The organism is Nocardia sp. NPDC052001 (assembly GCF_040680615.1).
Lineage (GTDB): Bacteria > Actinomycetota > Actinomycetes > Mycobacteriales > Mycobacteriaceae > Nocardia.
In genome coordinates this window covers 305117-319618 of record NZ_JBFAXC010000005.1, presented here as the reverse complement: position 1 = coordinate 319618, position 14502 = coordinate 305117, and the positions used below count along the sequence as shown (strand labels likewise).

Annotated in this window: 1 protein-coding gene; it reads left to right on the top strand. The window is 69.1% G+C overall.

Annotation, left to right across the window (positions count from 1 at the left end; all coding sequences use genetic code 11):
• Positions 1-102: 102 nt before the first annotated feature.
• Complete coding sequence (locus tag AB0L82_RS25475) at positions 103-14265, top strand: amino acid adenylation domain-containing protein (protein ID WP_364641183.1); 14163 nt, start codon at positions 103-105, stop codon at positions 14263-14265.
• The last annotated feature ends 237 nt before the right edge of the window (positions 14266-14502 follow it).

The window sequence follows — 14502 nt, the reverse complement described above, 5'->3', positions numbered from 1 at the left end:
CGGGATGCGCGGGGAGGTTGGAGCAACGACGGACAGGATGAGGGACATCTTCATGATTCGGGTGGTCGGGCACCGGTGTATCGAGCGTCGGGCGGTAATCAAATGACCCGCACAGCGCGCGTCCGGCCCACTCGTACCCGGCGGCCCCGCGTCCCCACCCTGCCGCAGCTGATGTCCACCGCCGTCGAGGCCAATCCGGCGGGGATCGCCTTGGTGCTGGCAGACGCCTCGGCGACGCTGGCGCAGCTCAGCTATGCCGAACTGGATGAGCGCTCGACGCGGCTGGCGCATCTGCTGATCGAACGCGGGGTCGGGCCGGAGGATCTGGTCGCGATCGCCATTCCGCGCTCGGTGGAATCCGTGGTCGCGGTGTGGGCGGTCGCCAAATCCGGGGCCGGATTCGTTCCGGTGGACCCGAACTACCCGGTCGATCGCGTCCTGCACATGGTGTCGGATTCGCGGGCCGTGCTCGGATTGACCGTCTCCGCCAAGCGCGATGCCCTGCCCGATACGGTCACCTGGCTCGAGCTCGACAGTGCCGAGTTCGCCGATGTTGCCCAGGGTTTTCCGGCGGAGCCGGTCACCAATTCGGATCGGGTGCGGCCGCTGCGCGCGGAACATCCGGCCTACACCATCTACACCTCGGGCTCGACCGGGTTGCCCAAGGGTGTCGTGGTCACGCACACCGGGCTCGCCGGACTGAGCGAGGAGCAGCGGGAGCGATTCCGGATCACGCCGGAGTCCCGTGTGCTGCATGTGGCCTCGCCGTCGTTCGACGCCTCGGTATTCGAAATGCTCATGGCCATCGGATCGGGGGCGGCGCTCGTCGTCGCCGCGCCGGAGGTCTACGGCGGTGAGGATCTGGGTGCGCTGCTGGCGCGCGAGGCGGTGAGCCACGCGGTGATCACGCCGTCGGTGCTGGCCTCCATCGATCCCGTTGGGCTGGATGAACTTCGCGTAGTGCTGGCCGCCGGTGAGGCGTGCCCGCCGGAACTGGTGCGGCGCTGGGTGGCTCCGATCGCCGACGGCGAGCGGCGACTGCTCAACGGCTACGGCCCCACCGAGACCACCATTTGGACCAATTGCGCTGAGCTGCTGCCGGATCGGCCGGTGACCATCGGTGCCGCCATTCGCGGCGCGGTCGCACACGTGCTCGACGAGCGGCTGCGTCCGGTCGCGCCCGGGGTGCCCGGGGAGCTGTACATCGCCGGTGCGTTGCTGGCGCGCGGCTATCACGGGCGCGCCGAGCTGACGGCATCGCGATTCGTGGCGAATCCCTTCGAGGACAACGGTTCCCGGCTGTACCGCACCGGCGACCTGGTGCGCTGGACCTCCGGTGCAGCGCGGGGTGGCGGAGCGGAACTGGAATACCTGGGGCGCAATGACTTCCAGGTCAAGATTCGCGGCCTGCGCATCGAGCTGGAGGAGATCGACGCAGTACTCGCCGGGCACGAGACCGTCGATTTCGCGGTGACCGTCGGGCATCAGGTACAGGACCGCGCAACGGTTCTGGTGTCGTACGTGCATCCGGCACCCGGGGCTACCGTGGCTGTGGCGGAGCTGTCGGCGCTGGCCGAGCGCGCGCTGCCGCCGCATATGGTCCCCGGCGCGATCATGGTGCTGGACGAGATCCCGCTGACGCCCGTCGGCAAGCTGGACCGCGCCGCGCTGCCCGCACCGATCATCAAGGCGCAGGAGTACCGGGCACCGGAAACGCCTGCGCAGCAGACGGTTTCCGAGGTCATCGCCGAGGTGCTCAAGGTCGAGCGGGTCGGCCTGGACGACGACTTCTTCTCCCTCGGCGTCGACAGCATCACTTCGATTCAGATCGTTTCGCGAGCGCGCGCACAGGGTTTGGCGTTCAAGGCCAAGGACGTGTTCGCCGCGCGCACCGTCGAAGGGCTCGCCGCGCTCGCCGAATCGGTGACGCCGGGCGAGGCCGAGGTCGAGCTGGCCACGGGGCCGCTGGTCGAGGTCAGTGACGCCGATCGCGCACGGCTGCAAGAGCTGTACCCGACCATGTCCGATATCTGGCCGCTCACGCCATTGCAGTCCGGCATGCTCTTCCACGCGCTGCTGGCGGAGGATTCCGTCGACGCGTACATGACCCAGTTCACCGTCGAACTGTCCGGCGCACTGGACATTCCGCGCCTGCGCGCCGCCGCACAGGCCATGCTGGACCGGCATGTGAACCTGCGTGCCGCGTTCGTCGAGGATTCGAACGGCAATCCGCTGCAGATCGTGCTCGACGATCTCGAAGTGCCCTGGCGCTACCTGGATCTGGGCGATCGCGAGGCCGATGAGGCACCCGCGCGCACCGATTGGCTGATGGCCGCGGAAATGAGCGGGCATTTCGATATGCGGTCCGCGCCGCTGCTGCGCTTCACCCTGGTGCGCACCGCGCCCGAACGCTTCCAGTTGTTCGTCACCAGCCATCACATTCTGCTCGACGGCTGGTCGCTGCCGCTGCTCATGCAGGACATGCTGGCGTTCTACGCGCTCGGCGGGGATCCGGCGCTGCTGCCGCCGGTGCGGTCGTACCGCGATTACCTGGCATGGCTGGCCGCACAGGATCGTGCGACCGCCCGCGAGGCGTGGGCGCAGGCCCTGGCCGGGTTCACCGAACCCTCACCGCTCGCGCCCGTCGACCGATCGCGCGAAATCTCCGCCGGTATCGGCGAGTTGGGCTTCGAACTGTCCGCCGAGGAGACCGCCGCGCTGGGGCGGGTCGCCGCCGACGCCGGAATCACGGTGAACACCATCGTGCAGGCCGCGTGGGGTCTGCTGATCGGGCGGACCACCGATCGCGACGATGTGGTGTTCGGTGCCACCGTCTCGGGTCGCCCGCCGCAGTTGACCGGTATCGAAACCATGGTCGGACTGTTCCTCAACGCCATTCCGGTCCGGGTGAAGCTGGATGCGAACGGCACCCTCGCCGGACTGCTGCGGCAATTGCAGGATGAACAGGCCGCGCTGCTGGATCACCACTACCTCGGGCTCGGCGAGATTCAGGAAGTCACCGGTATAGACGGGATTTTCGATTCGCTCGTGGTGTTCGCGTCCTTCCCGGTGGATGACGCGGCGCTCGACGAGGCGGCCGCCCCCATCGGCGGTGTTGGCCTGCTCGGCACCTCCGCCGCGAACGGCACGCACTACCCGATCACGGTCATGGTCACCCCGGGCAAGCAGCTGCGGGTGAACCTGAAATACCTGCGCGATCTCTTCGACGAGGATGCCGCCGAGGCGCTGTCGCGGCGACTCGCGTTGCTGCTCGGGCGTTTCGGGGCCGATCCGCGGGCGCGGATCGCCGAGGTGGACGCGCTCATCGACAGCGAGCGCGCCGCCCTCGACGCGGTCAATGCCACCGAAGTCGCTGAACTGCTGGATGATTCGACGCTGCTGACGCTGTTCGACGCGCAGGCGGCGCGTACGCCCGAGGCGCTCGCGGTCATCTTCGGGGATGTCACGCTCACCTACGCCGAGCTCGACGCGCGCTCGCGACGGCTGGCTCGGGAACTCACGCTGCGCGGGGTGGGGCCGGAATCGCGGGTGGCCGTTGCCATGCGGCGCGGAATCGACCTGGTCGTGGGCATCTACGCGGTGCTGCGCGCGGGCGGTGCGTATGTGCCCGTCGATCCGGATCATCCGGCCGAGCGCAATGAATACGTACTGGGCAGCGCCGCTCCGGTGTGCGTGCTGACGCGTACCGAGGACGGTTTCGAAACCGCTTCCGGGGTACCGCTTTTCCTGGTGGACGCGCTGGCGGGCGCGGGCGAGATCGAATTCGTCGGATCCGCCGCGGTGCGGCCGGACAATGCCGCCTACGTCATCTACACCTCCGGATCGACCGGCCGCCCCAAGGGCGTGGCCATCACGCATCGGCAGATGGCGAACCAGTTCCGCTGGGCGCAAAGGACCTACCCGCACGGTGCGGGTGATGTGGTGCTGCACAAGACGCCCATCACCTTCGACATCTCCACGTGGGAGTTGTTCTGGCCGTTGCAGACCGGTGCCGCAGTCGTCATCGCGGAACCGGACGGGCATCGCGATCCCGCCTACATCGCCCGGATGATCGGCGAATACGGCGTCACCTCGGTGCATTTCGTGCCCTCCATGCTGGAGGCGTACCTCGACGGGCTGGCTCAGCAGGCCGCGACGCCCTCGGGGCAGCTGCGCTGGGTGTTCGCCGCCGGTGAGGCGCTGTCCGCCGAAACCGCCGTGAAATTCGCCGCCGCACTGCCGGATACCGCACTGGTGAACTGGTACGGCCCGGCCGAGGCGACCGTGGTCACCGCACAACCGGCGGAGCAGTCCGCGGGCACCGCGGTGCCGATCGGCAGCCCGGTGGCCAATACCAAGGTGCACGTACTGGATCGGCAGCTGCGGCCCGTGCCGTTCGGCGCGGCCGGTGAGCTGTACGTGGCCGGAGTGCAGCTGGCGCGCGGCTACCTGGGCGCGCCCGCGCTCACGGCGGAACGGTTCGTCGCACACGAGGGCGGGGCGCGGTTGTACCGCACCGGCGATGTGGTGCGGTGGATCGCGGAACCGGGCGGCAACGGGTACGCGCTGGAATACCTGGGGCGCAGTGACTTCCAGGTGAAGCTGCGCGGACAGCGCATCGAACTCGGCGAGATCGAGACGGTGCTGCTGAGCCATCCGGCCGTGCATCGGGCCGCGGTGACACTGGTGCGCGCCGCGACCGGGGATCGGCTGGTCGCCTATGTGGTGCCGGAAGCCGATGTGGCGCTGAATGATTCGGAGCTGCTGGCGCACGCGCGGGCGGCACTGCCGTCGTACATGGTGCCCTCGGCCGTGGTGCGTTTGGCCGCCATGCCGCTCAATGCCAGCGGCAAACTCGACCGTAAGGCGCTGCCGGAGCCGGAATTCCAGGCCCGGGCCTATCGCGCGCCGTCCACCCCGGGCGAGCGCATGGTCGCCGAGGTCTTCGCCGCCGTGCTCGGCGTCGAGACCGTCGGCGTGGACGACGACTTCTTCGAACTGGGTGGCAACTCGCTCAATGCCACCCAGGTGGTGGCGCGACTCGGCGCGGCCGTGGGCGCGCGGGTGCCGGTGCGCGCGATCTTCGAAGCGCCCACCGTCGCCGAACTCGCGGCAAGCCTCGGCGAGCAAGCCGATTCGTTCAGCACACCGCTGCGGGTAATGGAGCGGCCGGAACGGATTCCACTGTCCTACGCGCAGCAGCGCATGTGGTTCCTGAACCGGTTCGATACCGAGTCGGCCACCTACAACCTGCCCACCGCGCTGCGCATCACCGGACCCCTGGACGTGCCCGCGCTGCGGGCCGCGGTGCGCGATCTGGTGGAGCGGCACGAGGTGCTGCGCACCATCTACCCCGAATACGACGGTGTCGGACAGCAATTGGTGCTGGCCGCCGACGATCCCGACGCCATGCCGTCCATGCCGATGGTGGACGTGCGCGAGGACGGCATCATCGCCGCGGTGGCCGAGGTCGCCATCGCCGGATTCGATGTCACCGCGGCCCCGCCGCTGCGGGTACGCCTGTTGCGCGTGGCCGCCGACGATCACGTGCTGGTGTGCGTGGTGCACCACATCGCCGGTGACGGCTTCTCGGCCGGACCGCTCACCCGCGATCTCATGACCGCGTACCTGAGCCGGATCGCCGGGCGCGAGCCCGAATGGACCCCGCTCGCGGTGCAGTACGCCGACTACGCGCTGTGGCAGCGCGAAATCCTCGGCGACGAAACCGATTCCGGATCACTGCTGGCCCGACAGCTGGACTTCTGGCGCAACAGCCTCGCGGGGCTGCCCGATCAGCTGGAGCTGCCCGGCGACCGCCCCCGGCCCGCGGTGGCCTCCGGGCGCGGTGCGACGCTGGCGTTCGAGATCGATCCGATCGTGCACGCGGCGCTGCTGCGGGTGGCCTCGGAGCACAATGCCACGCTGTTCATGGCCGTGCACGCGGCCTTCGCGGCGCTGCTGGCGCGACTGTCCGGCACCGGGGATATCGCCGTGGGCGCGCCCGTCGCCGGACGCGGTGAGGCCGAACTCGACGATCTCATCGGCATGTTCGTTAACACCCTCGTATTGCGGGCCCAGGTCGATCCGGCGCAGTCCTTCGGTGATCTGCTGAACGCGGTGCGCACCGGCGATATCGCGGCCTTCGGACATGCCGATGTGCCGTTCGAGCGGCTGGTCGAGGTGCTCGATCCGGCGCGCTCGCAGGCCCGGCATCCGCTGTTCCAGACCATGCTCACCTTCCAGAACGTCGGTGAGTCCGCGCTGTCGCTGCCCGGGGTCTCGGTATCGGCGGTGGAACTGGATGTGCCGCTGGCGAAGTTCGATCTGCAGCTCACCGTCAGCGAGCGCACCGACGCGCAGAACGCGCCGCAGGGTCTGACCGCGCTGTTCACCTATGCCACAGATCTTTTCGACGCGAGCACGGTTCAGGGATTCGCGGAGCGGTTCCGGCGCATCCTGGTCGCGGTCACCGCCGATCCGGCGCGCGCGGTCGGGGATATCGACGTGCTCGGCTTCGATGAGCGCCGGCGGGTGCTCACCGAATGGAATGAGACCGGCATCGATCTGCCCGCGGGACAGCTGTTCTCGCTGTTCGAATCGCAGGCGGCTCGCAATCCGGACGCGATCGCGCTGCGCGCCGAGGGCGAGGAACTGACCTACGCCGAACTGGCGGCGCGCGTGCACCGGCTGGCCCGGCTGCTCATCGCGGCTGGTGTCGGACCGGAAACACTGGTGGCGCTGGGCATTCGGCGCTCGGTGGATCTCGTCGTCGCCATCTACGCCGTGCTCGAGGCGGGCGGCGGCTATGTGCCGCTGGATCTGGATCAGCCCGCCGACCGCATCGACCATGTGCTGGAGACGGCCCGCCCGGTCTGCGTACTCACCACGCGCCGTGACGGTTTCGCATCCGGTGACCGGGTGCTGACCATCGACGCGCTCGATCTGTCCGGATACTCCGATGAGCCGATCCGGCACGATGAGCGGCGCGCACCGCTGTACACCGCGCATCCGGCGTACGTCATCTTCACCTCCGGATCCACCGGACGGCCCAAGGGCGTCGCGGTGTCCCATGCCGCGGCCGTCAACCAGATTCGCTGGATCACCACCGAATACGGCATCGGCGCCGACGATGTCGTACTGCTCAAGACACCGGCCACCTTCGACGTCTCGGTCTGGGAACTGTTCGGGCCGCTCGCCGTCGGCGCGCGCCTGGTGGTGGCGAGCGCGGACGGCCATCGCGATCCGGCGTATCTGGCCGATGTCATCGCCGCCGAACAGATCACCATGACCTCGTTCGTGCCGTCCATGCTGAGCGCGTTCACCGACAGCGCGGCCCCGGCGGCGCTCACCTCGCTGCGTACCCTGCTCATCGCGGGTGAGGCGTTCACCGGTGACGCGGTCGCGGCGTTCCGGCGCATCGGCACCGCGGAGCTGCACAATCTCTACGGGCCCACCGAATTCACCGTGCACGCCACGTATGCGGCCGTGCCGGAACAGGTTTCGGGCGCGGTGCCGATCGGCGCACCGGTCTGGAACGCGAAAACCTATGTGCTGGACGCGCGACTGCACCCGGTCGCGCCCGGTATGGCCGGTGAGCTGTACCTGGCCGGTGATCAGCTGGCGCGCGGATACCACGGGCGGGCCGATCTGACGGCGGATCGCTTCGTGGCCAACCCGTTCGACGCGGCCGGGGCGCGCATGTACCGCACCGGTGACCTGGTGCGCTGGACCGATCGCGGTCAGCTGGTGTACCTGGGCCGCACCGATTTCCAGGTCAAGCTGCGCGGTCTGCGCATCGAACTCGGCGAGATCGAATCCGCGCTCACCGCACAGGAATCCATCGCGCGCGCCGTGGTGGTGCTGCGCCATGACGAACGACTGGGCGATCAGCTGGTCGGGTACGTGGTGCCCGCCGCCGGACGCGCGGTCGATATCGCGGACGTGAAAGCCGGCGTGGCCGAACGGGTTCCGGGCTACATGGTGCCCGCGGCATTCGTGGTGCTGGACGAGTTCCCGGTCAATCCGTCCGGCAAGCTGGACCGGCGGGCGCTGCCCGCACCGGATTTCGCGGCCGGACACGAATTCCGGGCTCCGGAATCCGAGACCGAACAGGCGGTGGCGCAGGTCTTCTCCGATGTGCTGGGCCTGGAACAGGTCGGGCTCGATGACGACTTCTTCGCGCTCGGCGGCAATTCGCTGGTCGCCACCCGCGTCATCGCCCGGGTGAACGCCGCGCTCGACACCGATCTCGGGGTCCGGGATCTGTTCGAGGTGTCCACGGTCGAGGCTCTCGCACAACGGGTTTCGGGCGCGGAAACGGTCGCGGCGCGGCCGCGCCTGGTGGCGGGCGTACGGCCGGAACGGATTCCGCTGTCGCTCGCACAGCAGCGCATGTGGTTCCTGAACCAGTTCGATCCGAGCTCCTCGGCGTACAACCTGCCGATCGCGCTGCGGCTCACCGGCGCGCTCGACACCGAGGCGCTGCGGCTCGCGGTGGCCGATCTGCTGGAACGGCACGAGACGCTGCGGACCATCTATCCCGAGGACGCGAGCGGGGCGCATCAGGTGGTGCTGCCCGCCGCGCAGGTCGTTCCCGAGCTCACGCCCGAGCGCATCGGGGTGGACGCGGTCGCCGACCGGGTGACGGCGCTGCTCACCGCCGGATTCGATGTCACCGGCGAGATTCCGTTGCGGGTCAAGCTGTTCCGGCTCGACGTCGCCGACGAGATCGAACACGTGCTGGTGCTGGTCACCCACCACATCAGCTCCGACGGCTGGTCCATGGGACCGCTGTCGCGCGATCTGGTGCTGGCCTACATCGCCCGCTCGGCCGACACCGCGCCCGAATGGGCCCCGCTGCCGGTGCAGTACGCCGACTACAGCCTGTGGCAGCGTGAGGTGCTCGGCTCCGAGGACGATCCCGAGAGCCTGATCTCCCGGCAGACCGCGCACTGGCGCGCCGAACTCGCCGGACTGCCCGATGAATTGAATCTGCCCGCCGATCGCCCGCGCCCGCCGGTGCAGTCCTTCCGCGGCGGCAGTGTGCAATTCGGCATCGACGACGAGATCCACGCCGGACTGCAACGCATCGCGCGCGAACAGCACGCGACCCTGTTCATGGTTGTGCACACCGCGCTCGCGGTATTCCTGGCGCGGCTGTCCGGCACCGATGACATCGCCATCGGCACACCGGTCGCCGGGCGCGGCGCCGCCGAACTCGACGATGTCATCGGCATGTTCGTGAACACGCTGGTACTGCGCACCCGGGTGCCGGGGGAGTTGCGCTTCGATCAGCTGCTCGCCCACACCAAGGACGCCGATCTGCGCGCCTTCGCGCACGCCGAGGTGCCGTTCGAGCGGCTGGTGGATCTGCTCAACCCGGAGCGGTCCACCGCGCGCAATCCGCTGTTCCAGGTCATGCTGGCCTTCCAGAACCTGCCGGACAACGATGCCGAACTGCCCGAATTGCGGATCGCCGCACTGGAATCGGAGGTCGAGACCTCACAGTTCGACCTGTCGCTGACCGTGAGCGACGGCGGCGGCAACGGATTGCAAGGCGCTTTCACCTTCGCCAAGGACCTGTTCGACTACGCCACCGTCGGCGTTTTCGCGGATCGATTCCAGCGCCTGCTGGCCGCCATCGTGGAACGGCCCGGCACCCCCGTCGGCGATCTGCCGCTGCTCGGTGACAGCGAATACGAGCTGCTCACCCACGTGCACGGCGATGACGTGATGGCCACCGGACTGCTGCCGGACCTGCTCACCCGGGGCGTGGCACTGGGCCGGGACCGGATCGCGGTGCGGTACCGCGGGCACTCCATCACCTACGGCGAACTCGACGACTACTCCTCGCAATTGGCGCGGGTGCTCATCGAACGCGGTGTGGGACCGGAAAAGCTTGTCGCCGTTGCCTTCCCGCGCTCGTTCGAAATGGTCGCCGCCGTATTGGCCATCGCCAAGGCGGGCGGCGCGCACGTACCCGTCGATCCGACCTATCCGGCCGACCGGGTGCGGCATATGGTCACCGATTCCGGTGCGGTACTGGGCATTACCGGGCGCGCGCATCAGGCCGGACTGCCCGGCGAGGTCGAATGGCTGTGCCTGGACGACGCCGCCACCGACGCGGCCTGCATGGCACAGTCGCCCGCGCCGATCACCGACGCCGATCGCCGCGCACCGCTGCGTATGCAGCATCCGGCGTACGTCATCTACACCTCGGGCTCGACGGGAATGCCCAAGGGCGTCACCGTCACCCACGCCGGTCTCGGCGGGCTCGCCGACTACGCCATCGCGCTGTACGACCTCGACCCCGAGCACCGGCTCATGCACAACTGCTCACCCAGCTTCGATCCCTCGGTGCTGGAATGGATCTGCGCGTTCTACACCGGCGCGACGCTGGTCATCGTGCCCTCGGAGATCCTGGGCGGAGCCGAGCTCAACGAGCTCATGCGCACCGAGCGGGTCTCGCACGCGCTCATCACCCCGGCCGTGCTCGGCACCCTCGACGCGACGAGTCAGCCGCAGCTCGAGGTGCTTTCGGTCGGCGGCGATGTGACGCCGCCGGAACTGGTGACACGGTGGAAGGCCGCCGGGCGGGTGTATCACAACGCCTACGGCCCCACCGAGACCACTATCATCTCCACGTACGCGCAGTTGACGCCCGGTCGCCACATCACCATCGGCAAACCGGTGCACGGCATGTCGGCGCTGGTGCTGGACGCGCGGCTGAACCCGGTGCCGCCGGGTGTCGCGGGTGAGCTGTACCTGGCCGGTGGCGCACTGGCGCGCGGGTACCGCAATCGCGCGGGCCTGTCCTCGGAGCGATTCGTCGCGAACCCCTGGGGCGCACCGGGATCGCGCATGTACCGCACCGGTGACGTGGTGCGCTGGTACGCCGATGCCGACGAGCGCGGCGGCAACACCGCACTGCCGGACACCCCGTGGGAACTCGACTATGTCGGGCGCTCGGACTTCCAGGTCAAGATTCGCGGCTTCCGCATCGAACTCGGTGAGATCGACGCGGTGCTCGGCGCGCACCCCGACGTCGACTTCGCCCTCACGGTCGGGCGCAAGAATCACACCGGCACAACGGTTCTGGTGTCGTACGTGCTCGGCACCAACCTCGATCCGGACGCGCTCACCGAGTACGCGGGGCAGAGCCTGCCGCCGCATATGGTGCCCGCCGCCATCGTGGTGCTCGACGAGATCCCGCTGACACCCGTCGGCAAACTGGATCGCAAGGCTCTGCCGGAACCCGTACTGCGACAACGCGAATACCGCGCACCGTCCACACCGCTGGAGCACACCATCGCGGCCGCCTTCGCCGAGGTGCTCGGCGTGGAGCAGGTCAGTGTGGACGACGACTTCTTCGCGCTCGGCGGAAACTCACTGCTGGCCACCGGCATCGTGAGCAAACTGCGCACGCTCTCCGGAGCCAAGGTGATGGTCGCCTGGTTCTTCACCGATCCGACCGTCACCGGGCTCGCCGCTCGCATCGGCGCGGACCTGGAGAGCAGGCACGACTACGACTCGGCCGCCGACGCGGCGCTGGCCGTGGTGCTACCCATCCGGGCCACCGGCGACCGCACCCCGCTGTTCTGCGCACCGCCCATGGTCGGAATGTCCTGGTGCTACGCCGGATTGGCCGGGCATCTGCCCGCCGACCAGCCGCTCTACGGACTGCAATCCCCGGCGCTCACCGAGACCGACTACGCCCCCGAATCACTCGAGGAGGTCGCGCGGCGGTACGTCACCGCCATCCGCGAGGTGCAACCGCACGGGCCGTATCGGGTGCTCGGCTATTCGCTCGGCGGCATCCTGGCGCACGCCATCGCCACCGAACTCCAGACCGCCGGCGAACAGGTCGAATTGCTCGCCAACCTGGACGCCTACCCGGACGCGGAATTCACCGACTTCACCGCCGCCGTCCGCGATGAGTTCGCGGCACTCGGCGTCGGCGAGGAAGCGTTCCCCGACGGGGATATGACCGACCTCAGCGATGAGGCGCTGGCGGCGCTGCACGCCGCCATCCCGGCCGATCTGGCCGTGCTCACCGTGGACCGGCTGCGCCGCATCTACCGGGGCGCGGTGCGCACGGTCGAACTCGGATCGCGCTACCGCCCAACCGCATTCGACGGGCGCATGGAACTGTTCGCCGCCGAACTCGGCCGCGGCGACGACCATCAGCATTCCGCGGCGGACTGGCGCCCCTTCGTCACCGGGCCGATCACCGAACACGTGGTGCCGGTCAAGCATCAGCTGATGACCACCGCCGAGTCCTACGCCGTCATCGGACCGCGGCTCGCGGCCCTGCTCGAAGGCGGAAACGGTGCGGGCGCAATCCAACCGGCGCACACCCCGGCCGAGCCCGCCGTCGGCGAGGACGAGGTCGAGGGCGACTGGACCATCACGGCCGTGCTGCCCGTCGTCAGCGATGCCGCGCTCACCGGCGGTATGAAACTGTTCGCCCGCGACGAGGATTCGGACCACATCCACCCGGATGACCGGCTGCTCGCCGATCCGGTCGAATTCGTGGACAAGGCATTCGCCGGATTCGACGCCGAATTCGTACCGACGCCGGGCGAGACGGACCCGAACAGCTCTGAGCACGAGGATGTCTCGGACGCCGGTTCCGTCGTCGATGCGAGCCACCGACCCGATGAGGTCACCGGTCCGGCTGAGTCCGGGGATTTTGGCGTGCACGGCCCGTCAGCTGTCACCGGCACCGGGTCCATCCCGGACGTGGTCGCTGATTCCACGATTACCGATGCCGATGCCGAAAGCGCCGCGTCCGACAGCCGTCCGGACAGCGCTGCTTTGGATGAGACGGCCGGGGCCGATGTCGCAGCCGACAGCGGAACCGCCGCCGATGCGGTCGACGATCACGCTGCCGCCGTGGCTGATTCGGCCGCGCCGCCGGTCATGGGGCCGCGACTCACCGCCGTCGGCAAGGTGTCCCCGCTGCCCGCGGGCGCGGTGAGCCTGCTCGAGGTGGAGCCGTCCGGGCTGTGGGTGCGGGCGATCACGCTCGATATCGCGGCCGATGTGTCCGGCAGCCGGGTGCGGCGTTCGGTGCGGACGCTGCTGGATCGGCATCCGGCGCTGTGGTCGCGGCTGCGGCGCGACGGCGATATCGCCGTCATGGACATTCCGGTGCAGGCGAATTCGCGCGATGCCGTGGTGTGGCAGATCGATCCTTCGGTCGAGGCCGTCGGTGACCCCATCGAGGCCGTCATCCATGCCGCCGCGGCGGAACTCGATCCGGAGAAGGGCCGCAATATCCGCTTCGTGCTCATGGCGGGCGCGGACGCGGACCCGAATCTGGAACCGGTCGATCAGCCCGCGGCGGTGCTCGTCGCGGTCGCCAACGGACTGGTCGTGGACGACACCTCGTGGCGCACCATCATCGAGGATCTGACCGCCTCCTGGTCCGGTGGCCACGCCACCCCGCCCAGTGCGGACGCGCATCCGGTCGGCATCGCGCGCGACCTCGCCGAACGCGCCGCCGCCCCCAGCACCGTCACCGAATTGGACTGGTGGCGTACGGCATTGGCCTCGGCCACCGCCGGTCGCGATCCGGCCGAGGTATTCGACGGCGGCCGGGACAGCGCCGGGCGCGGCCGGGTCTCGGTCTCCATCACCGGTGAGGGCGCGGCCGCCGTCGACGCGGTGGCGCGCCGCTACCGGGCCAGCATCGACGATGTGCTGCTGGCCGCGCTCGCGGTCACCCTGCTCGGCGACGCGGACGAAAACATCCGCGCCGCACTGGGTTCGGTGGTGCAGCTGGTCGCGGACGGCCGGGTGCCCGGCGATCCCGCCGGACACCGCACCGTCGGGGCGTTCAGTACGCCGTACCCGTTCCCGCTGCGCGTGGAGGGCGTGGACTTCGAGGAGGTGCGTCAGGGCGGTCCGGCCGCCGGATCGGTGCTGGAACAGATCCGCGACCGCTGCCGCGAGGTGCCCGCCCGGGGCGTCGGCTACGGCCTGCTGCAACACCTGAACCCCGACACCGCCGCCGCCATCGCCGGACTCCCGGTGGGGCGCATCGGATTCCGCTATCGGGACCTGCGACCCGCCCGGGTGTATCCGGAACCCGTCACCGACGATCTGTACCTCGATGTCACCGTGGACACCACCCAGGACGGTCTGGTCGCCCGCTTCGACTTCGCGGGCGCGGTACTGGATCTGGAGCAGATCAAGCGGCTGGTGGAGGGCTGGGTACAGGCGCTCGGCGGACTCGCCGAACACGGACGGACCACCGGCTGATACGCCACGCGCGACCAATCCGTAATATTGTCCGCTATCGCGGCGATGGCATTAGCCGTATGGTCTCTCGGGGGATGAACCCTGCCCGGAGACCAAGGTTGGGTACTCGGGCGGCAGTGCGCCGCACGGTGGTAGGACCGGCACTAACGAACCAACGCGAAGGTGTGAACATTGATTCGTCGAACTGTCCGGAACGGGCTTGGCGGTCGTCGGCGCGGTGCTCGAACCGCTGCCCTG

Coding starts and splice junctions, on each gene's coding strand:
- AB0L82_RS25475 (WP_364641183.1), top strand. CDS start 103: ATGACCCGCACAGCGCGCGTCCGGCCCACTCGTACCCGGCGGCCCCGC.